Source organism: Vibrio sp. RW, assembly GCF_027587105.1.
In the GTDB taxonomy this organism is placed as follows: Bacteria; Pseudomonadota; Gammaproteobacteria; order Enterobacterales; family Vibrionaceae; genus Vibrio; species Vibrio toranzoniae.
Map to the genome: position 1 here is coordinate 1 of NZ_JAPPTM010000012.1, position 25,974 is coordinate 25,974.

Here is a 25,974-nt window from a genome sequence, read left to right on the forward strand (position 1 = left end):
AATAGAAATTTCAAGCCTATTAATGACTTTATACACTATATGAAGAATAAAATTGATTACCTCTAACATATACTATTTACCATTAGATAGAGTGAACGGTGTATTAATCGAAATTTTTTAATTCAGCTGATCTTAGGCTCCTTGACCGCAGTGGATTCTAGTTCAGTGGCAATCAATTTAGATGTACTCGAATCATGGTTGACGCACCATTTGTAAGCAGCATATAAAAAGCCGCTTTTATAAGCGGCTTTTTGCTATCTTTAGCTTCTACGATACTATCTATTCAAAGCTAATCAAGAAGTGTAATCAACCATTTTTTGCATCATTTAAATGTCATCCTGCTAATCGTAAATACTGTATGTAAAATATTTACTCGCGATTTTTTGATGTTGACCATTGTCGATAAGCTTTTGTATGCCACTATCGATAAGGTCTTTTAGTTCGTTATCTTGCTTTCTGACTGCTACACCAATACCACGACCAAACCATTTCTCTTCTGTGAACTTAGGGCCTGTAAAGTGGTAGTCCTTGCCTTGTTCTGTTTCAAGGAAACCAGCATTTAGTCCTATTGAACCACCAAACACAGTATCGAGACGACCATTCAACAAGTCTGTAAATGCTTCATCGAAGGTACCGTAGCGGCGAATATCTATATCCGGGTATATCTCAGAAAGGTACTTATCACCAATTGTTGCACGTTGAACTCCGATAGTTAGGTCATTCAAGCTGTCGTCACTCATATTGATCTCTCGATCTTTCTTCATCACGAAACGAGTTGGGACTTTGGCGTATGGAATGGTGAAGTTAACTTTCTTTTCACGCTCTTCGGTAATCGTCATGGCTGCAATTATCGCATCGTTCTTACGACTCAATAGTGAAGGGATAATACCGTCCCAATCTGTTTTGGAGATGATGCACTTTACCCCTAATTCGATACACAGCGCGTTGGCTAAATCGACCTCAAACCCCTCTAGTTTTCCGTCCTGTGTTGTCCAACTGAACGGTGGGTAGGCCCCCTCAACAGTAAAGCGAATTTGCTGCCAATCTTTGGCGTATGTGAGTGCAGAGAATACACTGACGAATGCAACGAATATCCATTTCATTTTTATTTCCTTATAGTAATAATGGCTGTAGATAGTTAACTACTTGTTAATATTTATCAATGCGGATGAACATCGATGTGAACTAAGGCATAAATGTATAAACGATGGGTCTGATTGACTCTCTGATTTGCCAATTTTTCGTCAACCACTTATATCAAGCTCTCTCCTAATCAGAAGTGGTTATCGAGCACTCGAAGCGCACTATAAAAAATTGTGTTAATGACCAAATGCGCAATTTTGTACAAAAGCTGAAAGAGCCTATAGAGTAGACTGATAAGTCGCTCGATACTTAACAGGCTTGGGAATTGTTATGGAGAACAAGAAACGTTCTAAAGAAAAGGCCGAATATAAGATCACAGAAGAACTCGGTGGCCTTGAAATCCTGAATGCTGAATATGAAAAGCAGAACTTCTCACGCCATAGCCACGAGGGTTACACGCTTGGTGTTATTGAGCAGGGTGCTCAACGTTTCTATCGAACGGGCGGGCATCATGTCGCACCACAAGATGCCATTATCTTGGTAAACGCCGATGAAGTGCATAGTGGACACTCCGCCACTGAAGGTGGTTGGGCGTATCGCGCCATGTATCCACTTCCTGAGCAACTTGCCAAAATCACTCAAGAGCTTAACTTACCCAATTACGGCGCGCCTTACTTTCCAAGAGCGGTGGTTGAAGACCCTGAACTCGCTAACCAATTAAGGCTAGTGTTCAATGCGATTGATGAATCGGATAATCGTTTGTTACGTGAAACCTTGATGTACGGGATGTTAGTTAAGCTGATTAGTCGACATGGTAAATCAAGCCTTAAACCTCAATTAGATGGCAAAACTCAGCGTCAGCTTGTTTTGGTGAAAGAGTTCTTAGATGATTTTCCACAAGCTGATGTGTCCTTAGAAGAGTTGTCTAAACTGGCGGCTTTAAGCCCGTTCCATTTAGTGCGTTCTTTCCAAAAAGAGTTCGGTCTTCCGCCACACGCGTATCAGATCCAGTCTCGGCTGAGGCTATCTCGCAAGTTATTGAAGCAAGGACATACTATTTCTGATACCGCTCAAGAGTGTGGCTTTCACGACCAAAGCCATTTTCATCGACACTTTAAAAAAGCCAATGGTTACACGCCGGGTCAATACATCAAAATGCTCTAAATCAGACACGTTAATTCGGTTTTTAAATCGAGCAAGTTTGTACAATCGAACTCACCCAGGTGTTTTTACATTGAATAGCCAATGTGAAGAGAGAAAAGAATAATATGGATAATCAAAAGATGGATAGGCGTACTCAGTTATGGAAGGGCGTTTTAGCTGGAATACCGCTGAGTATTGCTGTGATCCCATGGGGGATTCTTGCGGGCTCATACGCAATAGATGCCGGATTGAATCAGCTTCAAGCACAAGCGATGTCAGCGATTCTGTTCGCAGGCTCAGCACAATTGGTCGCGGCTGGCATGTTTAAAGCGGGTATTGGCCTCGGCACTATGTTATTAACCACCTTTTTCATCACCTCAAGGCACTTTTTATACAGTGTATCGATGCGCGACAAAATCAGTCATCTTCCTACGCGTTGGCGTTTGTTGCTCGGCTTTTGGCTCACTGACGAACTGTTTGCGATATGCAGTGGGCAATCTCAACAAGAGTTTGAGCGTTGGTACGCGGCGGGCGTGGGTGGCGGTTTTTATCTGGTTTGGAATATCGCGAGTTTCGTTGGCATAGTCGCAGGAAGCCAAATCCCGTCACTCAATGAAATCGGTCTCGACTTCGCGGTAGCTGCGACGTTTATCGCGTTGGTTTTTCCATTAATCAGAACATTGCCTGTTGTCGTGTGTGTTGTGGTTTCATTGGTTACTTCGGTTGCTATGGCGGTCAACAACGTTGAAGGTGGACTCATGATTGCAGCGATTGCTGGCATGTTAGCGGGCTTTTTCAGTGAGTCGCTTCAAGAGCGACACAATGGCAACAAGCCAGCAGTGGAAGGGAAATAGAGATGATTTGGTTAACGATATTACTCATGACGGCGATTGTGTTCTTTAGCCGGTATCTGTTTCTTGAGCCTGCAATCCCGCTTCGCTTAAATCAAACTGCTCGACGTTTGCTACGTTACTCAAGCCCTGCGGTTCTGACTGCGATTTGGGGACCAATTGTTTTCGCACCAGAGCAAATATTTTGGCCAAGCCTAGAGAACCCTTACTTGATTGGCGCGGTGGTGACAGGCCTGTTGATATGGAAAACAGGCAATGTACTACTAACGATCGGTGTCAGCATGGCGGTGTTCTTGTTCTACAATCTTGTCGCGGTTGAATATCTTTTTAATTGATTGACCTTGCAACGCATGGCGTGGTGACTTCTAATGTCTTTATTCACTATTTGTGTATTTAGGTTTTGGTAAGGAGTTAATTTGGCTAAGAAGTATTATGTGGTTTGGAAAGGTCGTAAACCGGGTATTTTTACCACTTGGAACGAGTGTAAAGCTCAGGTTGATGGCTTTACAGGCGCGAGATATAAATCGTTTCCAACACTAGGCGAAGCAGAGTCTGCTTTCGGTGGTAAAGCGTCTTCTGCATCTCAATCGAGTTCAGGTGCTAAGCCTGCATTTTCGAAGCCACGTACAGCCACTAAAGCGAAGGTTCCGCCTCTTTCTCAGCAGCAAATCGCTGAAATGCCTTTCGATATCAAGATATATACAGATGGGGCTTGTGAGCCAAACCCTGGTGAAGCGGGTACAGGCTTAGCGGTCTACTTGAAGAATGAGCTAACCGAGTTGTGGTATGGCTTGTATCAACCAATGGGTACTAATAATACCGCGGAACTGCAAGGTTTGAAGCAAGCACTCATCCTTGCAAAAGAAAAGCGGCAAGCGGGTTTGTCAGTTGCGATTTATTGTGACTCGAAATACTCGATCGACTGCATTACTAAGTGGGCATCAGGTTGGGAGAAAAAGGGTTGGACGAAGTCGGGCGGTGAGATCAAAAACCTTGATATCATTAAGCCTGCTTATGCACTTTACCAAGAACTCGCATCTCAAATTACCATCCACCATGTTAATGGTCACGTAGGTATCGAAGGCAACGAACTGGCCGACCGTATGTCTATTGTGGCGATTTCTTCTAAAGAGCAAAACTTGAGTCGATATTCAGAAACTGACGACCTTACTGAAATCTTAGCTCTGCGAGCTGGTTAAGAAGGGTCGATAATTAAAATATAACTAACCAAGCGCTACAGTTTTCTTCAATGTAACGCTTGGTTTTTTGTTCCTATCTATTTATTAAGGCTATTCACCAATCTAATAAGCTGGGTTCTCTATTCTGTGAGATAACGCTTGTGCTTGCTTAAATGAGTTGAAGCTTTGCTCGACTCTTGTTCTTGCCTTCATCCCATTTCTGTTTCTGAGGTCTATCACCTGGATACTCGTCATCTTTTCAAAATGGTAATCAATTTGACATTGTAAGTTTATTTACTATTTGTCTTCTTCGTCATTTTGCGAATCGGTACTTAGATGGCTGATATTATTGTGATTTATTCACTGGAGCTGTACGGCACAGAACATGCAACGTTAGTGGTATAACGTGTAAATATGAGAGCGTCATCATGGTTAAAGTGAGTGTCATTATCCCGACCTATAATTGTTTAGACTACCTACCGAAAGCGATTGGCAGTGTGCTTAAACAGACATATCACGACGTTGAGTTGATCATTATCGATGATAATAGCAATGATGGAACGTCAACGTATCTCGCGTCGATAGATGATGAACGCATTATTACTATACCTACTTTGGGCGTTGGGGCACCTCAAGCGAGAAATCTTGGTATTGAGAAAGCGACCGGAGAATACATCGCTTTCTTAGATGCGGACGACTTCTGGTTTCCAGAGAAAATTGAGCGCCAACTTGAGTTTCATCAGCGATACCCTGATCTGGCGATGAGCTTTACCAATTACGAACACCTAACTGAAGATTACGACGTCATTGTTGACTGCTTTAGTTATTGGTCACAATTTCAAGACCAAGACGAGTTGTTCATCAATATAGAAAACCCTTTAGAGTTTATCATCGAAAACAACGTGATTGGGACCTCGACCGTTATGGTCAAGGCTGAGGTGTTTGCTCAAACTGACAGTTTTAATGCAGACATCAAGTACGGTGAAGATTGGGAGTTATGGCTCCGAATGAGTGAAAACCATCAGGTAGGTGTGTTGAATTCGGTGCAGGTTGGTTACTTAATGAGAGCGACCTCGGTAACCCAAACTGAAAACCTCAAACTTAGGAACTTGCAGTCAATAGAATCCATTCTCCAACGCTATCAAGACGATAGCGAACGTTGGAACCTGCCACAATCTAGCTTCAATATTGCCAAGGCGAGAATACTTGAAGGTTATGCTGACTATTATCGAGGTTTACAGCAGAACAGACAGGCTGTGGCATATAGCTTCCGTTCTTTGGTCATGTCACCTCAAAAACGAACATTGCGACACCTAATTGGAGACTGTAAAAGTTTCCTAAAGCTAGCTTGGTAAGGAATAGGTGACGACTATGGGTTCATTAAAGCAGTCGGCTTATTACGCCATCGGAATATTGATGATGAAAGGGATCTCATTGGTAATGATCCCGTACATTACGCACAATATGACGTTGGCAGAGTATGGTTCCTTAGAAGCCATTGTCTTGCTGGCAGACATTGGGACGATATTGTTCAGCTTCGGCATTGTCGATGCCATGTATCGTTATGTAGGTGTCGCCAAAGGTGATGAAAAGCGAAAGTTGGTCTCGAACTGCTTCACATTGAGTGTGTTGGTTTGCGTGCTTGGGGGCGCCTTGATTGCCCTCAGTATGCCGTTGTTAATCTTAATGTTGCCTGTTGAATTCCAGCCTTACCAGATACTGCTTCTGCTTATTCCTACCATGCTCGATGGGGCTATTTCTATCCCGCTGACGCTGATGCGAATGAATGCGATGGCGAAACGTTTTTGCATGCTCAATGTGTTGAAAGCGGGCGTTCAAGCCATCATGACTTTTGTTTTGCTTGAGGCTGGATATGGTATTGATGGTGTGTTGATCTCAGCTGCGGTATCCAGTGTGTTGCTGATGGTTTGCTTAGTGCGTTATCAATGGCAAGAGATGGGATCTTTTGGTTGCTTCAAATACTCCGCGAAGATCTTAAAATTTGGACTGCCCGTTTTGGTTGGCGGGGCATCAATGTATATGATCATGGGGCTCGACCGCTGGGTGATGGCAAGCTTCGTCGGTGTCGAAGAACTCGCGATTTATGCGGTTAGCGGCAAGTTCGCCTTGATTCTTGGTTTGTTGCTACAGCCTTACGCGCTTTGGTGGTTTCCAAACCGCGTCGCTATGCTTCAACAGCCGGGTGGCAGCAAAATGTGTGCAGATAGGGCGTTAGTCGGAGTGAACCTCGCCATTGTTTTAGGTTCGTTGATGATTCTAACGGTACCCGGATTTATATCTCTCATTTTACCGAGCAGTTATCACTACGCGGGGACCATTGTTGTCTCGCTGCTTGCGATTAGCGTTATCAAAAATGCAGGTGATTATTTGAATCTGGGTTGTTTTAGCGGTGACTCAAGCCAATCGCAAATGTGGATTCAAAGTGGATGTGCGATCTTGGCGGCCATTGGCTATTTTACAGTGACGCCTATTTATGGCGTGTGGGGTGTTGTCGCGGTTCTGTGCGCAACTTATATTGTGCGGCTCATGCTTCTGTATTTTGTCAGTCAAACGATGGAACCATTACCTTATGAACACAGTAAGTGGGTAACCGCAGTCAGCATCGCACTCGTGGCGATAGCGAGTGATCAACTTCTGGGATTGGTGTTGGTTGATGTCCATGGCTTTATCCTTGGAACGGCTGTTGGTCTAATTACGCTGGTGGCCTTTGTGAAATACTCGGTGATCGTTATTCCTCAAACTCTGCTTGATAAATTGACGCTCGGCAAGTGTTCGCATATCAGCTAAAAGCATGTCATTCGGGCTATTCAGTGTTTCGTTAAGCGAGAAAAAGCCGAATAACCACAATAAAATGCTGTGTATAACCTTTTGGATTAGAACGTATTTATAGGTTAACTATGGAAAGAGGTATGAATAAGTAGATGTTGCTCCTTTCTCATTTTCGTGAAGCTTTAGTAAAGCAATTAATAGTCATGAAAAGCTGGATCATAATATAAGTCACGAATATATTAGTCGCGCGTAACAACCCTGAGGCTTCAAAGTACAGCCATTGATTAAGAGTGAAACTACTAACTTGGTTGGCTTCAGTTGAAGGGTGGTTGTAGTCAAATCGATTAAGGTCTATCTATGAATATTACTTGTGCGGAAAAACAAGAATTGGCTGATATTTACCAGCTTGAACATGCTTTGTTTGGCGATCATGCTTATCCATTGGTTTTCTTTCGTCAGGCATTTGATTGCTGGGGAAAGGGCTTGTTGGTAGCGAAACAGGAGTTACAGGTTGCGGGTTATGTATTAATGACACCAACGAACAAACCACAAGAGTACTGGATTCTGTCATTGGCCGTTGAGAGTCACTATCGAGGAATGGGAATAGGTCGTTCATTGATGGATCAGGCGATAGCTGAATTGGATCAAGACTCCAAGGTAATGCTCACCGTGGATCCAAATAATGCATCGGCTTGTGCACTCTATGCATCGATGGGGTTCTCTACTATCACACAAGAAGAAAACTACTTTGGTGATGATGAGTCAAGGTTGGTGATGCAGCTCATCACCTAGGTTAAAGGCTCACAGATCTAGGTCAACATCACGATAGCGTGCATTAACACGACGCTAAATAAGAACCGACATCTTATGTCAAGGTAGCTATTGGGCCCTTGGCCAGGTATTACGGGGTTAAGTTGTCGCCATGTAATTAGAACTCATAGCTGCTGCTCAATTGCATTTTTGAGTGTCGCGCTCACGGGGGATGTTGAGCTAGGGAAGGTTGCCACCACTTTGCCTTCTTTGCTTATTAGGAATTTGTAGAAATTCCATTTGGGCGTCACACCTGCTTGCTGCTGTATTTCTGCAAACACTGGGTTAGCGCTACTGCCAGATAGTGATGCTCGAGCCATCATAGGAAAGGTTACACCGTAGTCGAGGTAACAGATTTTGGCCGACTTCTCCTCGCTTCCTCTATCTTGGCGAAAATCATTACTTGGAAAACCGATAACCGTGAAGCCTTGGTCTTTGTAGGTTTGATGAAGCTGCTCGAGTTGTTCAAACTGTGGTGTGAATCCACATTGGCTCGCGGTATTAACCACTAAAAGAGTTTTGCCTTGAAATTCATCACACAAGGAGATTTCTTCGGTTGAGTTTAACAAGCGTTGTTTGCCATTAAGTATCTCGGGGCAACTCGCTGCAAAAGCGATAGAGCTTGTTAGGCTGGTAATCAATACGGTTAAGCAAAGTAGTGAACATTTCATAGGTTTGGCTCATTTTAGTTGGCGTAATGGTTATTACTCTTGAGCACGTTGAAATGATCACTTTGCTCATTATTTACTGTCGTTTTTACAATCGTTTTCACTATCTTTTTTGGTATCACTTTTGCTCATCTGCGATGAGATATGGAGCGACCAAACGACTGATGTTCACTTTCGCACCAAGGCGAGCGGCTAACAGGTACATGCCACCGATTTTACGGTGTAGGAACAGCGCATCGGCGGGAGGTGTATGCCAATACTCTTGCTCCATGCTCAATATGGTGCCAGCTTCACGAAGTCGCTGTGCCAAACCACTGGCTTTGAAATCGTACTCTTCGTCAACCAACATCGGCTCACAGGCCATCTTTACGAGGTTTAGAATCGCTTGGCGTTGATCGGGGAGAATCGTCTCGCTAAAGAATCCAATTTGCTCTAACGCTTGGTTGAGCTCTTGTTCATCGAGATTGATCACAGAGGTAAAGGCTAAGCGATAACCCTCGCTGAAGCGGTCGCTGTATTCACGGGTTGCTCCAAAGTCTAGCAGTCCAATCTGTCGGGTGCTTTCAACGTAGAGGTAGTTGGCAAAATTGGGGTCGGTTTGCACCATTTTGAAATCGAACAACTCTCTGAACAGAAGCTCAAGCAAGCTATGCATCACAAAGTCACGGGTGCTTTGGTCGTAACTTTCTATTTGTTCTATCGAGACGCCTTCGATGAAATCCATGGCGAGCACCGATTCTGAAGAGACTTGCGGATGAATCTTAGGTACCACGAAGTGAGAATGCGCTTTTAACGCATCATGGTAACGAGTCGCGTAGTCAGCCTCTCGAGCATAGTCCGCTTCATCGTGGAGCTGTTTCTTTGCCTCTTCTAACAAGCCTTTGTAGTCGACCGACTTTGGTATCAAGCCAACAATATTGAGCAGTGTGCCTACGTTATCTACATCACTGTCGATGCTTTTTCGAATGCCTGGGTATTGGACTTTGACAGCGAGTTTGTCCCCCGCATCACTGTAGGCTTGGTGAACCTGGCCGATGGAGGCACTGGCAATCGGTTTAAAGTTGAAGGAAAGGAATTCGGTTTTCCAATGGCTTCCGAGCGAGCTTTCTAACACTTGATTGAGCTGCTTGGTTGGCAGTGGGTCAGCGTCGGAGCGCAGACGAGACAGAATGTCAGCGAGTTCAGGTTCTAGGACATCGCCCGCATCCATTGACAGCATTTGTCCTAACTTCATCGCCGCGCCGCGCAGGTGTGCGAGTTGATCGGTCAAGCGAGCAATGTTTTGTGGTGTGAGCAGTAAGTCTTTTGTTTTGGGCCTGTTGCCTTGTGCGATTTGCTTGGTGCCTTCCGTTAGCACGTTGCCCGCAACCCTTGTCGCCAGTGAGGCAAACTTACTGAGTCTTGAAATGCGATGGGTAGGTAGATTTCTTTCTTTTGCCGACATAAAGGTTCTCACTTAGTTATCAAGACTCACTACAAAGTTCTATAAATCATTACCCAACCGAATGTTTTGTTGTGGTAATTTGTCTCGCGAAACAGTAAACAGAATTTAAAGGACAAAACATGAAGTTTATTTGGTTAAAAGTCGCGGTTACCGTTTTAGTTTTTGCTGCTCTGTTTGGTGTGGTGTATTACAAAGTTGCGAGTGGTATGTCTTAATTCCAATGCAATTTAATACAGCTATTTAGTGCAGCTGTTACCGTCGCAACGTGACTTTCCGGTTAGCCAGAATGAAATTTTATATCGATTCTTGGCAAACCGTAGATAGCACCAATCTGCCATTGGCTTGAAAATCGTCCAACGTAACGGAGCATACAGCCACCCTTTGCCAACCAGCTTCCATGCTTGGTAGGTTACGTCTAAACCGAGCAGCAGCTTTCCGTTTTCGTCCAGTGCATGCAAAATCGTATTGGCTGCCTCAGCATCTATTTGCGGGTAGTTTGAAAACGCTTCACTGTAGATATCGATGGTCTGGATTTGATTTTTGGTATCAGATTTAGTCAGTGCTGCCATCTCTTTTGCACAAAGTGGACAGCTTCCATCGTAAAATATCGTTAATGCAGTCATTGCTTGCCTTACTAATTTTGTCTATATCAATCTATACGACATCACCATTTAGGTGGATCATTCTACACAGCTATCCGACACTGTCATTGTGACAACTATTTTACAGTGTCTTTTCGAGTAACATCCGTTTCATGCATTTACAAATTAAGAGCTTATCTCTAATGACAACAAAGTTAACGAACCGTTTGATTATAGCTGTAACTGCCCTGATGCTCAGTGGTTGTGTTAGCTACAGTATTACTGAGCAAGACATGACGAAATATCTGCAAGACTCAGTGATGTTAGAGCAAGAAGTTGGTGTTGAAAGCGTCATGTATGCACAAGTGGCCGTTGATGATCTAGAAGTTAAAATCGGGCGAGCAGAGAGTCAGCGTGTTTCTGTTCTGGCGAATACCAATGCAAAAGTTCAGGTGTTTAACATGCCGAATATGGGGTTGGATCTTGATATCGAATTCAGTGCGACTCCCGAATACGACAAAGAGAGTGGCGAAGTGTACTTAAAATCGCTGCGGCTAGAGCGCTTTGATGAAAAAGGGCGGCAGCTTTCTCCTGAAGTCGAGAAACTACTTAAACCTGCGGTGTCTATGATCGGTTTTGCCTTGTCTCAGTTACCCGTTTACAAATTGGATAGCAACAAGGTGCAAGAGCTATTGCTCAAATCATCGGAACCTAATCTGGTGATCAAAGACAATAAGTTGATTATCGAACTATTTGACTAACTTTTTCTAAATTTATCTAAGCTGTTTTTTATTGTGTTTGCTTCCAAAGTTTTGGACTCTTAATTGGTGGCAATCAGAACCTATCTTTATTATGAAGTTAAAGTGAACTTAATCTATTGGTGACTTCAAGGATATTTTAACAATGAAAAACATTATATACCTAACGATTGGTCAACTGTCGGACCGTAGTGGTGTCGCACCTTCAGCCTTACGCTTCTACGAAACTAAGGGATTAATTGCGTCGATTCGAACCAATGGTAACCAGCGTCGCTATCAGTCTGCGATGCTTAGACGAATAGCGCTGATACAAGTCGCTCAGTCGATAGGTTTCACGCTTGAAGAAATCACCGATGAGCTATCGACGTTACCGATGAACCATACGGCGACTAAACATGATTGGGAGCTTGTGGCTAAGAAGTGGCAAGGGCAGCTCGATAGTAAAATGGCGCAAATTAAGTCGTTACAAGAGAACTTAACCGGTTGCATCGGTTGCGGCTGTTTGAGTATGCAGAAATGCCAATTACTAAACCCTGAAGACATCCTGCATGACCGAGGGCAGGGCGCTCAGCGTATTGTTGATTAGCTTTTATTTCGCTTGGGATATCGAACCAAATTTGAGGCTTTTATCAATAAGTTGAGCTGTGATGGTAAAGAGTGTCTCGTGTAGACAAATAGGAATTAAGGGTCTAGTTTAGGACGTTCTTTCACTATAAGAAGAGGTTAGTTATGTTCAGCCATGTTTTTCTCGGTACCGAAGATATTGAACGCGCGAAGTCTTTCTATGACCCAATTATGAAGGTGCTTGGTTACAGCGAAGGTTCTGTCGATCCTAAAGGGCGTTGTATTTACGTGAGCCAAACCGGTGTACTGGGTTTAACTAAACCGATTGATGGCCAGCCTGCCACGTATGGCAATGGGATGACGATAGGTTTTCTAGCAACCTCACCAGAAGTCGTCGATGAGTGGCATCGTATTGGTGTAGAAAACGGGGGGACAAGTATTGAAAATGGTCCAGGAGTGAGGGGAACCGATGAGCGCCGCCTTTACTTGGCTTACTTACGAGACCCTGATGGAAACAAGATCTGCGCCACTCACTTTATGCCATAGTTCACCTGATGCCATAGTTCACTTTATGCCACGGTGGCGTATTATTAGGTTATGTTGATTGTTCAGAGCTTGTGAATTATGGCTCTGAACTTGTCTGTTTCACTGAAGACTCACAAATATTGCAAAGGATCTGCCAGATGACACCAAATGAACTGTTTTATGAGAGTTTTGAACGTTGCCGGATCGACCAAGAGTTTCTGGAAACATTTTTGGCCGATTTCTGTGAGCACAACCCTAGGTTTTCAGAACGTTTTGAAAACATAGGGTTAGAGCAACAAACTAAGATGCTCAAAGCCTCGATCATCTTGATTTACAACTCTTCTGGTTTACCGAGTGTAAGAAACTCGGTTAAAAAGCTTGGTAAGCGACATAAAGATTTGGGGATGGATATCTCTGAACAAGAGCTTAACGAATGGTTTAACTCATTGCTGAATACAGTCAAAAAATACGATCCCCTTTACGATGAAAGCGTCGAGCAAGCTTGGGCCCAGACTCTTGAACAAGGGCTAAATATCATGAAAAAAGAGTGTGTAGTTAAGTCAGAATCATAGACATTTTCTTATCTGGAATCTTTTTACTTAATTTTAAGCATGGTATGACGTTCGACAAATTGAACTGGAACTACGAGTTTTACAAAGCTCGTCTCTTGCTCTTGAATTTGGCTTACGACAATTTTTACTGACTCACGCTATTCTTCTAGAGGAAGTTGATAACTGTTCTTCAATTCTTTCACTGATATGTTGGATTGAATCGCACTCACACCTTTTACTCGTCTTATTGAGCTAATGCGCTCAAAATACTCTTCCAAGTCTCTGGCTAGCACCTGAACCATGTAGTCTGCACCACCTGCAATGCAGTGACACATCGGAATCCAATTAGTCACCTCGACAAACTCTTCAAACGGTTCTGTGTTTTCAACTTCGTGGTTGCCCAACGTCACTAAGGTAAAGCCAGCTACATGAAAGCCAAGTTTCTTGCGGTTTAGCTTGGCGGCGTAACCATCGATATAGCCTGTCTCTTCCATGCGTTTCCAACGGCGCCAACACGGGGTTTCGCTGAGGTTAACTTTCTCGGCGAGCTTACTGTTGCTCATACGTCCGTCTTGTTGGATGTGTCCTAAGATGGTGATATCTGTATCATCCAACACTTCACGAGTGGATTCTTTCTTTTTCATGGTCAATTTGAAGAAATTCTGCTCAAGTTTGGGCTAATAGTAGCCTATATAGCAATTTAATTCCTAATAGAATCTGTAAACTCTCTCCCTATCAATATTTATCTACTAGGAGTGAGAGGAAATGAGCTCTCAATTAATGCTGGCGTTCTTGCTATTTTCAACGTCGATTGCAATTACACCTGGGGCTGGCAATATCGCATTACTTGGGATTTCAAGTCGTTATGGGTTTGCCGCAACTTTGCCTTTTATCTCTGGAAACGCTTTTGGCATCATCATCGTACTGGCGGGTTCTAGCGTCGGTTTGGTGAGCCTATTCACTCTTTACCCTGAGCTATACAACATTTTGAAGTACGCGGGCGCGGCTTATTTGCTGTTCATGGCATGGTCGATTGCGAATATGCAAATCGAAGAGAGCACCACCGATAATCGTTCGGGCTTTGTGTCGGGTGTGTTGGTTCAGGTGTTAAACCCTAAAGGTTGGATTGCTTCGTTAACTGTGTTTTCTCAGTTCATCACTCCGAACGCAGACTATCTGATTCAAGTGGTGACCATTATTGCTGGCATGGTGATCACGGGCGTACCGTGCATGTTGGTGTGGGCGTATTGCGGTACGATGCTTAAAAAGCTGCTTCAATCACCAAAACAGATGATGGTGGTAAACCGTTGTTTGGGCGGAAGCTTAGCGATGGTGGTTGCTTTCATGCTTTATCAACCGGCGTAAATCACAAAGAAAAAAACCACTCCTAAATCCATAGGAGTGGTGTCTAAAAATCGACTAAGTGGTTAACAATAATTAGTAAGTTAACAAGAACGTTTTAAGGAATGTTTGCTTAAAAGATTAAGCGGTTTCAGCCTCTTTAACCGGAGCTGAGTTACGGATTAGGTGGTCAAACGCACCTAAACTTGCTTTAGCACCTTCACCCATCGCAATGATGATCTGTTTGTAAGGTACGGTTGTTACGTCACCTGCTGCGAATACACCTTTCATTGATGTTGCGCCATGGGCGTTAATCTCAATCTCACCGCGTGGTGATAGCTCTACCTTCGTTCCCTTCAACCATTCGCTGTTTGGCATTAGGCCGATTTGAACAAAGATACCCGCGAGTTCGATCTGTTTCAGTTCGTCTGTGTTGCGGTCTTTATATTCCAGACCCGTTACGCGATTTCCATCACCCAATACTTGTGTGGTTTGAGCCATCTTGATGATTTCGATGTTTGGCGTTGCGTTCGCTTTGTCGATAAGCACTTGGTCAGCGCGCAGTGTATCTGCAAATTCAAGCACGGTTACGTGTTCCACGATACCTGCTAGGTCGATAGCGGCTTCAATACCTGAGTTACCACCGCCGATAACCGCTGTTTTCTTGCCTTTGAACAACGGACCGTCACAGTGTGGGCAGTAAGCAACGCCTTTGTTGCGGTACTCTTGCTCACCCGGAACGTTCATTTCACGCCAGCGTGCACCTGTACTTGTGATCACCGTACGAGCTCGCAGTGTTGCGCCGCTCTCTAGCTCAACGTGGATGTAGCCGTCTTCCGTGTCTTCTGCAGCAATGATGTTCGCAGCGCGCTGCTCAGTCATTACTTCAACACCGTACTCTTTTACGTGCTCTTCTAGGCTAGCCACTAGCTTAGGACCCGTCGTTGCTTTCACTGAGATAAAGTTCTCAATTGCCATGGTATCCATTACTTGACCACCGAATCGGTCAGCAACTACACCCGTGCGAATGCCTTTACGTGCTGCGTAGATAGCTGCTGAAGAACCAGCTGGGCCACCACCTACAACTAACACATCAAACGGTGCTTGTTGGTTTAGGTTTGCTGCTTTCTTTTCAGCTGCACCTGAATCAACTTTGTTAAGGATTTCAGCCAATGACATACGACCTTGACCAAATAGCTCCCCGTTAATGAACAAGCTTGGCACTGCCATGATGTCGCGCGACTTCACTTCTTCTTGGAATGCAGCGCCGTCAATCATGGTTGTCTTAACCAGAGGGTTAATCGCCGACATCATGTTGAATGCCTGAACCACTTCTGGACAGTTTTGGCACGATAGTGAGATGAAAATCTCTACATTCAGCTCTTGATCTAATTCTTGAATTTGTTCGATTACATCAGCTTCAAGCTTGATAGGGTGACCACCACTGTGAAGCAGTGCCAATACCAGAGATGTGAACTCGTGACCCATTGGTAAACCCGCGAAACCGATCGCAGTGCCTTTTTCTTGGTTCACGACCTGCATGATAGGGCTTCGAGTGCTTGCGCTATCATCGCGAGTCACTTCAATTTTGTTCGTTAAAGACGCGATATCGTTCGCTAGGTCTTGGAGTTTGTTTGCGGTATCGCTGTCATCTAGGCTCAGCACTAACTGAACATTGGTTTTTAGGTTTTCTAGGTATGCTTTTAGCTGCTGCTTCATTGCTTGATCTAACATAATCGTGCCTGCTCTTAAATTCTGTGCCTTGGTATTGACCAATACCTTCTTGCTGAAAAAGGAAAATAAAAAGGGGGCGCAAGTCGGCAAATATTGTGGTGTTGATGGTGTGAAAGGGTGGCGCGCAACTGCCCTTTAGGAGGGGGGCCGAAGCGCGCCTGTAGAACCGTTTAACTGTTCTGCTTTATTTGTTCTTTCTTAGCTGTTCTTGTTTGAACTAGGCTTAGATTAAATCTTACCTACTAGGTCTAGAGATGGAGCTAGAGTCTCTTCGCCTTCTTTCCATTTAGCTGGGCAAACTTCACCTGGGTTAGCGGCTACGTATTGAGCTGCTTTAACCTTGCGTAGTAGGTCTTCAGCGTCACGGCCAATACCTTCAGCAGTGATTTCCATTGCTTGGATAACGCCTTCTGGGTCGATTAGGAACGTAGCACGGTCTGCAAGGCCTTGACCTTCACGCATAACGTTGAAGTTGTTTGTGATGTTGCCAGTTTGGTCACCTACCATGAAGTATTCGATAGTGCCGATTTTGTCAGAAGTATCGTGCCATGCTTTGTGAGAGAAGTGCGTGTCTGTTGATACTGAGTAAACTTCTACGCCGCGAGATTGAAGCTCTGCGTATTTGTCTTGTAGGTCAACTAGCTCAGTTGGACATACAAACGTGAAGTCTGCTGGGTAGAAGAAGAATACAGCCCACTTGCCTTTAACGTCTTGCTCAGTGATTTCTACGAATTCGCCGTTTTTGAATGCTGTTGCGTTGAATGGTTTGATTTCTGTGTTGATCATGTTGGACTCTCTTTCTGATTTATCGTGTTTAACGCTATCCCGCGTCGATGGAGATATATTGCATTCGCATCGGAAATTAGTGAAATCGGACATTTCTATAGATTCAATAGGCAAATCCTATCTTTGATAAAAGAAAGCTATCGATAGAAGCTATCAACAAAAACTATTCACAAGAGGCATCAAACATCAGCATCACCCATTTGAGGAGCTATGCTCTTTAGGTTGTTCTCTATTTGGACTTATCTCAATTCACGTAAGCCTCTATGTATCTATGTAGGCAAGGGCTGGTGTGGCTTCTTTAAGGGAGACGAGATATCTGTAAATTTTTAGATAACAAAAAATTATCATTAATATAATTTATGATAATTTCAGTTGATTATCGTATCTCCATATACTCTCTCCATCGAAACGAAACATCGAAGCCAGTCTTCGAAACACACAGAATTAAAAACGAATTTGGAGCAAGTTATGAAAATGAATCACGTAGGCATTATGGTTGGCGACATGGACCAAGCAGTAGAGTTTTACACGAAAGCTTTAGGTCTAAGAATCGTAATGAACAATACCAAAGTAATGGAAGAGCGCGAATCAGCAATCGGCCGTATGTGTATCGCAGTATTTGGTGAAGGCTTCAAGGGCTTCAACATTGCACACCTAGTCACATCTGATGGCATCGGTGTTGAGCTGTTCGAAATGAAAGAGCGCCAAGAGCGTCACGAAGTTGATTTCTCTCGCCTAGGCATCTTCCACTTCTGTCTACAGCTTCCAAAAGAACAGTTTCATTCAGCTATTAAGCGCGTTGAAGAGTTTGGCGGTAAGGTACGTATGGATATTCACCGTTACCACCCAGAAGACGAACTAAAACAAGCACAAATGGTTTACCTAGAAGACCCGTTTGGCAACCTATTCGAATTCTACTCGCACACATACGAAGATACGTACGCGACTGATTACGAGTAATAGCGTTACTGCCTTCCATAAGGTAGAAAAACGAAATACCCCGAAGAAGGATTGGTAGAGATACCAGTCCTTTTTTGCAATTACTTTGGGGGAAGGGAGAATGCACTGACGTCGATGTGCGGCAAAAATAATTTGGCCTTAAGATGTTCTCTTCAGTGTTTATTAGTATGGATGGTCAATAAATAGATAACTTGAATGTGTTGCTAAAGTTGACGTTTTGACGATAAAACCTTTCATGAATATGACGGAATAAAGCGTTGTTCATGAAAACATTGGAAATCATACCGAATGGTAGTTTTGTCTGGGCAGTGACTATACTCAGTACCATACGGCCGAACTAACAATAACGAAAACAGAGAAACATGCAGAGATTAACGCCCCCAAATCACATTAAAAAACGACATATTATCTTTACTGCGCTTGTTCTTATGGTACTAGCCGGATGCACCTCAACGTCGGCTGTTGGCAGTTCTAAAACAAAGGATTATGCCAAGTCACATGCTCTTGCTGGTAAAGCTTCTTGGTATGGCGATAAGTTCCATGGAAGGCTCACAGCAAGTGGTGAAACGTATAACATGAGTGCGAATACTGCAGCTCATAAAACCTTGCCATTCGGCACTATCGTGAGAGTGACCAATACAGACAATAACAAGTCTGTTAATGTGAAAATTAATGACCGAGGCCCTTACGTAAAAGGCCGAGTGATCGACCTTTCGCACAAGGCATTTGCAAAAATCGGCAACGTTAAGCAAGGCACTGTGCCTGTAAAAATTGAGATTGTTGATGACAGCAATACCTTTAGGTACAAACACTAATCATTTCCTAACCTCCTTTTTTAATCTACCTCTGAGATCTGTATCTCTTCACGCTTTTCGGTGCGCTTGTGAGCCTTATTTCTCGTAAACCACATCCCCACGTAATACCGTCAGCAAAACCTGAGTTCTGGCGATTTCTCTTGCTGATACGGTGGTGATGTCGCGGTCGAGAATGGCGAAATCTGCTGACTTACCAACTTCAATAGAACCTGTTACGTCTTCAATTCCAAGGCTCTTAGCTGCATTGAGCGTGTAAGCATCGATGGCTGTATAGATATCGGTTAGGCCTGTTTTACCCATGATTAAGCTGTTCGCGATGCCGACCAATGGATTGATGTTGTGTACGTTCCAATCACTACTTAGAGTGATGTTGGCGTCGGTTTTGAGTATCGCGTCTAGGTTCATCATGGCTTTGGCTCGTCGAGCCCCAAGGAAAGCTTCGGCCCATTGGTGTTGATGCCTTGCGATGTAATCAGACCCCACTTGGAAATCCGCTGAGACATTGAGCTGTTTGAAGCGGGGAACATCTTCATCACTGATTAACTCAACGTGAGTTAAGGTGTAAGGCTTTTGCGAACCTTGTTTACGCACGCTTTCTATAGCGTTAAGGGATTCACGAACGGCGCCATCACCAATTGCATGAATGTGCGCACTAAAGCCGATTTTATCGAGTGCGCTGAGCCACTCTTTCATCTGTGCTGGTGGAATGTAGTTCAAGCCGTTCGGCGACTGTGGCAGGTAAGTATCCAAGTAGGGGGCGAGTGTTTTTGCTGTGCCATTAATGAAGATGCCATCGCTGTACATTTTGACCTGATCGATCAGCAGCAGACGGCTTTTGTCATCGGAATACATCTTCTCGAATACCTCAAGCTGAGAAGGCATCGCCATTGATGGGTAAACCCAAGGGCGTAATGACACGCGAGCAGTCAAATCTTGGTTTTGCTCCGCTTCTAGCCAAACATCATACCAACCTCGTTTCCAATACATTCGGCCGTCACCTATGGTGGTAATGCCGTGTGCAGCGGCTTCTTCAAGACCGAACATTAAGCCTTGGTAGCTTTGCTCAAATAGCTCGCTTTGGCTGTTCCACGCCATCTCCATGATTTGGTTGCCAGCGTTATCCAATAGAATGCCGTTAAGCTTTCCGCTATCAGGATCCTTTAGATAAGCGCCGCCTTGTGGGTCTGGAGATTGTTGGCTGATTCGGGCGATTTTCAGCGCCTTTGAGTTGACCCACATCGAGTGTGAGGTTTGCTCCATGACCACCACGGGGCGGTCTGGGAAGACACTGTCGATGATCTCAAGTGGTGTGTATTCAGAATCGCTATCGAGTGTCGATTCCAAAGAGAAACCATAGCCCATCAACCAACCCTTGCCATTGCTTTCAGCATTGATTTTACAAGCTTCTAAGTAAGGAATTTGTTCTTCGAGTGTGGCTTCAGAATCCAGCTCGCAATTGCCACCCAGCTCTGAGGCAGCTTCGAAAACATGGTTGTGATTGTCAATAAATCCCGGTAAGACAAAGGCATTTTCCAAGTCGATGACATCGGTCTTATGCCCTTCAAACGATTGCGCCAGTTCGCGTTCTCCGATGAAGATGATCTTACCTTTATGGGTGACGAGCGAGTCTGACTCACGATGCCCGTAGATGTCGGCATTGGTAAATATCTGGTCTGCGACTTGGCTTTTAGCGACAGCCGATGGCCCGGCGCTTAAACTAGCGAGTAATGCAATCGATGCAATACGTGTAAAAGTGAGCTTGTTGTTCATTATTATATTTTCCATGTTCCACTGTTAAGTAAGTATAGAAAGCGAGTGGATGGTTTGAAACTCTACATGACTGGCAAATAAAAACGATGACTAATCAACAAGCTGTCACTTGAATGACCTTTAATTACGACTCTTGTCTTAGGCTTTTACGCAGATCTTTTTTGTATTCGTCATAAGATTTATAGCCATAGAGTTTCCAAGTGTGATCACCCTTAATGTTGTGGTTGTAGGTGATCTCGCCGATCCACTGCTGACGTGTGGCAAGAATCATATCGCGAATTTTTAATAATAAAGTGTCCATAGTTGCTCTCCTAGTTAAGTTCACTTGCAGTATATTTAGCGGTGACAACCGGATGAGTATTGTTAGTGCAGTTTTAAATACTTTTCAGTCAAAACTCTCATTTAGATGGTTTGATACGTATACTTTCAATATTAAAAAGTCACTGAGTATTGCAATGAAGGGTTACTTGGAAAAAGTGCCACAACGAATTGGCACGTCATGGCGTTACAAGAAAATTATTGAGAACAGTAAAAGCTATGGTTGGCACCGACATGAAGAGTATGAGATAGCGATTCATCGTCACTTTTCTGGTCATAGCCTTGTTGGGCATCACCAAAGTAATGTGTTTCACAACCACATGATTTTGGTTGGTCCAGATCTACCTCATGCCATCTATTCGGACGAGAACCCTGATGACTCGCGAGTCTGTGAAACGCATGTTATTTGGTTTCGAAAAGACTGGATAGAACAATTAATAGCCTGCTGTCGGGAGCTAGAACCGCTGCGTACACTGCTGGAAGATTCAAAGAAAGGGCTACAGTTTTCGCCCGCTACCGCAGAAAAAGCAACAGAACTGTTGAATAAGGTGATGGTTCAGTCGCCACATCAACAACTGCTTACATTATTCGCTCTGTTTTCGTTATTACTTGATGATCAAGACGTGGTTCAGTTGATCAACCCTGTCTTTAATGCGGGAGACGAAGATGAGGTCAGCGATAAGCTGGATAAGATTGAAGCCTTCTTGGTGAATAACTTTATCCGCAATATCTCGGTTAACGACTTAGCCAGTCACCTGTACATTAGTGAGAGTAGCGTTAGGCGGCTATTTCAAAAGCATTACAACGAGAGTTTTAGTCAACGGCTAAAGAAAATTAGGCTCAATGTGGCATGTGATTTATTGATTAACACCTCATTACCAGTGAGTTTGATTTTGGAGAAAGTAGGGTATGACAATCAAGCCAATTTCAATCGTCAGTTTAAATCGTATAAGCAGGTGACACCGACTCAATATCGAATGGCAATGAAGCGGCATTGATTAATCGATTCATAGGTTTAGATATTTAGAGGCTAGAGGTTTTTTGGGGGGCAGCAATTCATATAAGCTTATGAATAGTTTACCGTTATATGAACCATATAAGCGGATTTAACGTATTATCAAGGATGTAAGTTAAAGATCTAACATGACTTACTCGAATTACTATGAAAACAAATCGAGGTTAGGATGAAGAAAATACTATTGCTGCTGAGTGTCATTCTATTGGGTGGATGCGTGGGCATGCCTGAAACTGTAAAGCCCGTTCAACAGTTTGAATTAGATAGATACTTGGGTAAATGGTACGAAGTGGCTCGCTTAGATCACTCTTTTGAACGTGGTCTCAATAGCATCAGTGCCGAATATAGCCTGCGTGATGATGGTGGCGTGAAGGTGATTAACCGCGGCTATTCGGATGAAGATGGCGAATGGAATGAAGCGGAAGGCAAGGCGTATTTTGTCGAAGGCAGCGATCAGGGTTATTTGAAGGTGTCGTTCTTCGGACCATTTTACGGCGCTTATGTGGTGTTTGAATTGGACCAAGAGAATTACCAATACGCGTTTGTTTCAGGACCAAATACCGATTACTTGTGGCTGCTTTCTAGAACCCCAGAAGTCTCTTCTGAGGTCATGGAGAGGTTCAAAGCGATGTCTAAAGAGCGTGGCTTTAACACTGACGAGCTGATTTTCGTGGAGCATAATAAATAAGCTGAATGCGCTAGGTTAACGACAGTTGATTGAGAAAAAGGAATAGATGATGAGTGCATCTGTTCCTTTTTTATTGGTTTGGTTTGGTATTCTGTATGAACTAGCCTTGTTGACGAACCTGCAACACGCTGAGCACCGATAGTGAAAGGAAGAACGCAGGGTCACTCCAACCAAAGCCAATAAAAATTCCTGTAAACGCGGCATACAAGGTAATGATGGCACCCAGCATATTGGCCACAACCAAACCTTGTACGAGCTTTTTGGCACTGACTCCGGGCTCAATATCTCGTAGTAACCATGTTATCGCTGCAATACCACCAAGGAAGATACTGGTGTGTTGAGAGAGAAAGTAAGCGTACTTATCATTAATTTCTACGCCGTATATAGGCCACATCACCGTTGGTAGGAAAAACAACGCGAAGGCAAACCCTGCGTAAATGATGCCGTGTAGGCTTAAAAACGTTTTATTGTTCATTATGTCGATCTCTCTTTCAACTTAGTGATATCGCTAATCAGTCTTTTTACTCAATACTGGAATGAGCGATGCGTTAAGCGTTGATTGGGCCTTTGTTAATGGTAGTTAATGGCTGATTGACGTCAAAAATTACGCCACGTACTTCCTGTACACCCATCTGTTGCAGGCGAGCGGCATGCATCGCTAGGTAAGTCTCTGCACTGATCTGGTCTTCGAAAAGGTATACACCACCGCCCAGTTTTTCAGTTTCGTTTTCCGTCCAGATTTTCCAGATCATACCCGGTTCGTTGTTAATAGACTTTGCTAGGCCAACGAGTGCGTTCGACATCTCTTCACCAAATGGGCCGCTAAACTCAAAATCGACTTGTAATAATTTCATGGTTATTTCTCCAAACAGTTACTTGGTATTGCGCTGAGACTCATGGTCATTTCCAAAATATAGAAGGCTTGATTACCCGTTGTGTTAGGTATTACCTGTTGAAATAGATATTACCTGTAAAAAATAGACAGAAAAGTTCATAATATAGTTAGTAACTGTCAGGATTTTAGACCGATGAGATTGAAAACCACCCTCGACCAATGGCAAACCCTTTACGAGATTGACCGTGCAGGCAGTATTCAGGCAGCGGCGCTGCAATTGAACAAGAGCCACACCACGCTGATTTATGCTTTGAGAAAGTTGGAGGATCAATTAGGCATGACTTTAGTGCAGGTCGAAGGTCGTCGTGCTGTGCTGTCGGAAGATGGAAAGTCACTGCTGCGCCGAGCGAGTAGTATGCTGGAACAAGCCAGAGAGTTGGAGTTGATCAGTGAACAACTGGCGAAAGGTGTAGAGTCTGAAATTGTGGTTGCGGTTGATCACTTATGTTGTCTTGAACGCCTTTATCAACCGATGGCTACATTTTTGGCGGAGAACAACACCACATCAATACAAGTGATTGAAACATCATTGTCTAAGACGACGGAAATGGTGACTCAAGAACTGGCCGATGTGGCTATCATCAACCTGCCTATTACTAATTACTCAGCAGAAGCCTTTGGTTTTACGATGATGGAGCCTGTCGTTGCTTGCTCGAACCCATTAGTTAAGGCATCGTCTGTATCGCTTAATCAGTTATCGTCGCTACCACAAATTGTGGTGCGAGACTTAGGATCGGTAGGAAAGCTAGCTGAGAAAAAGGATGTAGGGTGGTTGAAGTCGAGTCAGCGTATTACGGTCGATAACTTCGATCATGCGTTTGGCGCGGTAGAGCAGGGCGTGGGTTATTGTCGATTACCAAAGCACATTGTTGAAAGTCGAGTAAGTGACAAGCTCACGGTACTCAATGTCGAAAATGGCAGTGGATATCACGTTCCGCTTCATCTTACTTTGCCAAAAGGGGCAAAGACAGGCCCTGCTGCAAAACGGTTCTACGAATTACTGCTAGAGTCAGCTCCTCCTGCTAACTAACCCTAATTCATTTGGGGTCAAACTAGCGAGGTTGGTTGCTGTTTAAGAATAATGCAACACATCCACGCGTGTAATTCAGTCTTTCATTATCAGACTCGCCGTTGTCGTGTCCGAAGAATGCACTCAGATCTTCGTGTTGACATCTTTGCCAGTTTTCTGCTGAGTATAGCTGACATGATTATCATAAAAAGCAAGATGTTATTTAAATACCTTATGGGTATCTGTCTGAAGTGATATCTTTTAAAAATACCATTTAAATAGTATGTGATTTCATTAACGTGATCTTCGTCATGTTTTCATTGATTCGCACTTTCTAATATGCCTCGATCTTACCTTGTGCTTTGGTGGGAGGTACTTGTTCATACATCTCTCTTTAAGCCCTTACCAGCATTGGCCTAATTCATGTAGCACGCAATTGTCGCGCGTCAAAATTGCGTTCTCTTTCTTATATTCTGCCTTTATTAATGAAAGGTTAGTTTCCAAGTTTGTTTGGTGAGCTTTCCATTTCAACTCTTCATAATGCGCCAAATGTAACAATACATTTCAAAGCGTAACAATTAAGTCATGTTTTTTGTGTGGTTTTAACCGTGCGGCAATGTTTCGGCTGCGCAGCACTGTCGTTTTAATTTGGCAGTTTTGACTATGCAGAAATGGGTTTAATTCAGTTTCGCTTTGAGATGCGTCGTTTCACATGCTCAACACATAAATATTCTAATGACCATGACAACCAGTACTCGGGCGTTCGTTCTGAGGCTGGATAACCATCGAGAAAGTTAATGGAAGCTTCAAGATATAAACGCATTTTATCGAGAGCAAATCTGTCGAGGATTGGTTTGGTGGGAACCGTCCTGATGCTCGAAGGATGTAACTCCGCATTGCTCGACCCAAAAGGTAGCGTTGGCGTTCAGGAAAAGGAGCTGATTATTACGGCTCTGTTGCTGATGCTGATTGTCGTCATCCCCGTGATCCTGATGACCATCTACTTTGCTTATAGATACCGCGAAAGTAATACCACAGAAGAGTATGCACCTGACTGGGCGCACTCAACCAAGATCGAAGTGGTGGTATGGACGATTCCAATCATCATCATCGCGATTCTTGCCACCATCACTTGGCGTTCAACACACGAACTAGAGCCCTCCAAGCCTCTGGAAAGTGATGTTAAGCCTATGGTGATCGAAGTGGTCTCTCTGGACTGGAAGTGGCTATTCATCTATCCGGAGCAAAACATTGCAACGGTCAACTATGTGGCGTTCCCGAAAGATGTGCCGGTGACGTTTAAGCTAACTTCAGACAACATCATGAACGCGTTCTTTATCCCGCGTCTTGGTTCGCAGATCTACGCGATGCCGGGAATGGTGACCAAGCTGAATTTGATTGCTAACCATGAAGGTGACTTCAAAGGTTTTGCATCGAACTACAGTGGTAAAGGGTTCTCTCAAATGAAATTCACCGCATCAGCCATGCCTGATCAAGTGGCGTTTCTAAACTGGGTGGAAAAAGTGAAAGCTAGCCCAGACCGTATTGAAGATTGGGAGCAGTTCCGTTCATTGGCTGCGCCAAGTGTGGCTGAACCCGTCACTCTGTTCTCCAGTATCCCACCATTTTTATTCACCGATGTCGTGACCCAGCACCCTGGTTCAATGAACTGTTTGCCGGAAACCCAAGGATAATCG

The 25,974-nt window shown here is 43.9% G+C and carries 29 protein-coding genes and 2 pseudogenes; 18 read left to right on the forward strand and 13 right to left on the reverse strand.

Annotated features, from left to right (window positions below; genetic code table 11):
* Window positions 1–341: 341 nt before the first annotated feature.
* Window positions 342–1,103: a transporter substrate-binding domain-containing protein gene (locus OCT63_RS12230; protein ID WP_017056974.1), complete on the reverse strand. Its 762-nt coding sequence runs from the start codon at window positions 1,101–1,103 to the stop codon at window positions 342–344.
* A gap of 310 nt (window positions 1,104–1,413) precedes the next feature.
* Here OCT63_RS12230 and OCT63_RS12235 point away from each other — a divergent pair, with 310 nt between their 5' ends.
* The 7 genes from OCT63_RS12235 to OCT63_RS12265 all read left to right on the forward strand — a co-directional run bounded on the left by OCT63_RS12235 (window position 1,414) and on the right by OCT63_RS12265 (window position 7,837).
* Entirely contained in the window at window positions 1,414–2,247 is an 834-nt protein-coding gene (locus OCT63_RS12235) for an AraC family transcriptional regulator (protein WP_017631022.1), read from the forward strand.
* Between the two features lie 104 nt (window positions 2,248–2,351).
* Complete coding sequence (locus OCT63_RS12240; RefSeq protein WP_269983816.1) at window positions 2,352–3,080, forward strand: AzlC family ABC transporter permease; 729 nt, start codon at window positions 2,352–2,354, stop codon at window positions 3,078–3,080.
* Between the two features lie 2 nt (window positions 3,081–3,082).
* Entirely contained in the window at window positions 3,083–3,412 is a 330-nt protein-coding gene (locus OCT63_RS12245; protein WP_269983817.1) for an AzlD domain-containing protein, read from the forward strand.
* 81 nt (window positions 3,413–3,493) lie between these two features.
* On the forward strand, window positions 3,494–4,276 hold the full coding sequence (locus tag OCT63_RS12250) for a ribonuclease H family protein (protein WP_269983818.1): 783 nt from the start codon (window positions 3,494–3,496) through the stop codon (window positions 4,274–4,276).
* A 407-nt stretch (window positions 4,277–4,683) separates the two neighbouring features.
* Window positions 4,684–5,610 carry a glycosyltransferase family 2 protein gene (locus tag OCT63_RS12255; protein WP_269983819.1) on the forward strand — a complete coding sequence of 309 codons (927 nt, stop codon included), beginning with the start codon at window positions 4,684–4,686 and terminating at the stop codon, window positions 5,608–5,610.
* 16 nt (window positions 5,611–5,626) lie between these two features.
* Window positions 5,627–7,063 (forward strand): lipopolysaccharide biosynthesis protein, encoded by a 1,437-nt coding sequence (locus tag OCT63_RS12260; RefSeq protein WP_269983820.1) that lies wholly within the window; start codon window positions 5,627–5,629, stop codon window positions 7,061–7,063.
* 339 nt (window positions 7,064–7,402) lie between these two features.
* Entirely contained in the window at window positions 7,403–7,837 is a 435-nt protein-coding gene (locus tag OCT63_RS12265) for a GNAT family N-acetyltransferase (protein ID WP_269983821.1), read from the forward strand.
* A gap of 143 nt (window positions 7,838–7,980) precedes the next feature.
* On the opposite strand, the gene OCT63_RS12270 is transcribed toward OCT63_RS12265, so the two are convergent.
* The 3 genes from OCT63_RS12270 to OCT63_RS12280 all read right to left on the reverse strand — a co-directional run bounded on the left by OCT63_RS12270 (window position 7,981) and on the right by OCT63_RS12280 (window position 10,590).
* Window positions 7,981–8,526 (reverse strand): glutathione peroxidase, encoded by a 546-nt coding sequence (locus OCT63_RS12270; protein ID WP_269983822.1) that lies wholly within the window; start codon window positions 8,524–8,526, stop codon window positions 7,981–7,983.
* Window positions 8,527–8,641: 115 nt separating this feature from the next.
* Window positions 8,642–9,967, reverse strand: coding sequence for an ABC1 kinase family protein (locus tag OCT63_RS12275; RefSeq protein ID WP_269983823.1), 1,326 nt, complete (start codon window positions 9,965–9,967; stop codon window positions 8,642–8,644).
* A 236-nt stretch (window positions 9,968–10,203) separates the two neighbouring features.
* A complete protein-coding gene (locus OCT63_RS12280) occupies window positions 10,204–10,590 on the reverse strand; it encodes a thiol-disulfide oxidoreductase DCC family protein (RefSeq protein ID WP_161753173.1) in 387 nt (128 codons plus the stop codon).
* Window positions 10,591–10,751: 161 nt separating this feature from the next.
* Between OCT63_RS12280 and OCT63_RS12285 the strand changes: the two genes are divergently transcribed.
* From OCT63_RS12285 to OCT63_RS12300, 4 genes are all read left to right on the forward strand, one after another.
* Window positions 10,752–11,309, forward strand: a complete 558-nt coding sequence (locus OCT63_RS12285; RefSeq protein ID WP_060468094.1) for a DUF1439 domain-containing protein — start codon at window positions 10,752–10,754, stop codon at window positions 11,307–11,309.
* 142 nt (window positions 11,310–11,451) lie between these two features.
* Window positions 11,452–11,892, forward strand: a complete 441-nt coding sequence (soxR, locus tag OCT63_RS12290) for a redox-sensitive transcriptional activator SoxR (protein ID WP_060468093.1) — start codon at window positions 11,452–11,454, stop codon at window positions 11,890–11,892.
* Between the two features lie 143 nt (window positions 11,893–12,035).
* Complete coding sequence (locus OCT63_RS12295; RefSeq protein ID WP_060468092.1) at window positions 12,036–12,416, forward strand: VOC family protein; 381 nt, start codon at window positions 12,036–12,038, stop codon at window positions 12,414–12,416.
* 137 nt (window positions 12,417–12,553) lie between these two features.
* A complete protein-coding gene (locus OCT63_RS12300; RefSeq protein ID WP_060468091.1) occupies window positions 12,554–12,967 on the forward strand; it encodes a globin in 414 nt (137 codons plus the stop codon).
* Window positions 12,968–12,990: 23 nt separating this feature from the next.
* Here the strand turns inward: OCT63_RS12300 and OCT63_RS12305 are convergent.
* Window positions 12,991–13,104: pseudogene (locus OCT63_RS12305) on the reverse strand (LacI family DNA-binding transcriptional regulator); the annotation flags it as partial.
* Window positions 13,105–13,590 carry an Lrp/AsnC family transcriptional regulator gene (locus tag OCT63_RS12310; RefSeq protein WP_060468090.1) on the reverse strand — a complete coding sequence of 162 codons (486 nt, stop codon included), beginning with the start codon at window positions 13,588–13,590 and terminating at the stop codon, window positions 13,105–13,107. It abuts the pseudogene before it with no gap.
* Between the two features lie 121 nt (window positions 13,591–13,711).
* On the opposite strand from OCT63_RS12310, the gene OCT63_RS12315 reads away from it, so the two are divergent.
* The gene (locus tag OCT63_RS12315; protein WP_161686207.1) at window positions 13,712–14,311 is read left to right on the forward strand and encodes a LysE family translocator; all 600 of its coding nucleotides are present in this window, start codon (window positions 13,712–13,714) and stop codon (window positions 14,309–14,311) included.
* Window positions 14,312–14,428: 117 nt separating this feature from the next.
* Here OCT63_RS12315 and ahpF read toward each other — a convergent pair whose 3' ends face one another.
* Window positions 14,429–16,021: an alkyl hydroperoxide reductase subunit F gene (gene ahpF / locus OCT63_RS12320; RefSeq protein WP_269983824.1), complete on the reverse strand. Its 1,593-nt coding sequence runs from the start codon at window positions 16,019–16,021 to the stop codon at window positions 14,429–14,431.
* A 228-nt stretch (window positions 16,022–16,249) separates the two neighbouring features.
* Window positions 16,250–16,807, reverse strand: a complete 558-nt coding sequence (ahpC, locus tag OCT63_RS12325) for an alkyl hydroperoxide reductase subunit C (protein WP_016798107.1) — start codon at window positions 16,805–16,807, stop codon at window positions 16,250–16,252.
* A gap of 468 nt (window positions 16,808–17,275) precedes the next feature.
* On the opposite strand from ahpC, the gene OCT63_RS12330 reads away from it, so the two are divergent.
* Together OCT63_RS12330 and OCT63_RS12335 are read left to right on the forward strand one after the other, a co-directional pair.
* Window positions 17,276–17,767 carry a VOC family protein gene (locus tag OCT63_RS12330; RefSeq protein ID WP_269983825.1) on the forward strand — a complete coding sequence of 164 codons (492 nt, stop codon included), beginning with the start codon at window positions 17,276–17,278 and terminating at the stop codon, window positions 17,765–17,767.
* A 362-nt stretch (window positions 17,768–18,129) separates the two neighbouring features.
* Complete coding sequence (locus OCT63_RS12335) at window positions 18,130–18,582, forward strand: septal ring lytic transglycosylase RlpA family protein (RefSeq protein WP_269983826.1); 453 nt, start codon at window positions 18,130–18,132, stop codon at window positions 18,580–18,582.
* A gap of 75 nt (window positions 18,583–18,657) precedes the next feature.
* Here the strand turns inward: OCT63_RS12335 and OCT63_RS12340 are convergent, their stop codons facing one another.
* Both OCT63_RS12340 and OCT63_RS12345 read right to left on the reverse strand, forming a co-directional pair.
* On the reverse strand, window positions 18,658–20,352 hold the full coding sequence (locus OCT63_RS12340; protein WP_269983827.1) for an amidohydrolase: 1,695 nt from the start codon (window positions 20,350–20,352) through the stop codon (window positions 18,658–18,660).
* Window positions 20,353–20,476: 124 nt separating this feature from the next.
* Complete coding sequence (locus OCT63_RS12345) at window positions 20,477–20,653, reverse strand: hypothetical protein (protein ID WP_167514255.1); 177 nt, start codon at window positions 20,651–20,653, stop codon at window positions 20,477–20,479.
* 52 nt (window positions 20,654–20,705) lie between these two features.
* Here OCT63_RS12345 and OCT63_RS12350 point away from each other — a divergent pair, with 52 nt between their 5' ends.
* Window positions 20,706–21,668 (forward strand): helix-turn-helix transcriptional regulator, encoded by a 963-nt coding sequence (locus OCT63_RS12350; RefSeq protein ID WP_269983828.1) that lies wholly within the window; start codon window positions 20,706–20,708, stop codon window positions 21,666–21,668.
* Between the two features lie 186 nt (window positions 21,669–21,854).
* On the forward strand, window positions 21,855–22,373 hold the full coding sequence (locus tag OCT63_RS12355) for a lipocalin family protein (protein ID WP_269983829.1): 519 nt from the start codon (window positions 21,855–21,857) through the stop codon (window positions 22,371–22,373).
* 100 nt (window positions 22,374–22,473) lie between these two features.
* On the opposite strand, the gene OCT63_RS12360 is transcribed toward OCT63_RS12355, so the two are convergent.
* Both OCT63_RS12360 and OCT63_RS12365 read right to left on the reverse strand, forming a co-directional pair.
* Entirely contained in the window at window positions 22,474–22,848 is a 375-nt protein-coding gene (locus OCT63_RS12360; RefSeq protein ID WP_060468082.1) for a hypothetical protein, read from the reverse strand.
* Between the two features lie 73 nt (window positions 22,849–22,921).
* Window positions 22,922–23,227 carry a monooxygenase gene (locus tag OCT63_RS12365; protein ID WP_269983830.1) on the reverse strand — a complete coding sequence of 102 codons (306 nt, stop codon included), beginning with the start codon at window positions 23,225–23,227 and terminating at the stop codon, window positions 22,922–22,924.
* Between the two features lie 174 nt (window positions 23,228–23,401).
* Here OCT63_RS12365 and OCT63_RS12370 point away from each other — a divergent pair, with 174 nt between their 5' ends.
* Window positions 23,402–24,298, forward strand: a complete 897-nt coding sequence (locus OCT63_RS12370; RefSeq protein ID WP_060468080.1) for a LysR family transcriptional regulator — start codon at window positions 23,402–23,404, stop codon at window positions 24,296–24,298.
* 22 nt (window positions 24,299–24,320) lie between these two features.
* Here OCT63_RS12370 and OCT63_RS12375 read toward each other — a convergent pair.
* Window positions 24,321–24,419 (reverse strand): annotated as a pseudogene (locus OCT63_RS12375) (TetR/AcrR family transcriptional regulator); the annotation flags it as partial.
* 655 nt (window positions 24,420–25,074) lie between these two features.
* Here OCT63_RS12375 and cyoA point away from each other — a divergent pair.
* Window positions 25,075–25,971, forward strand: a complete 897-nt coding sequence (gene cyoA / locus OCT63_RS12380) for a ubiquinol oxidase subunit II (protein ID WP_161679112.1) — start codon at window positions 25,075–25,077, stop codon at window positions 25,969–25,971.
* Window positions 25,972–25,974 lie beyond the last annotated feature (3 nt).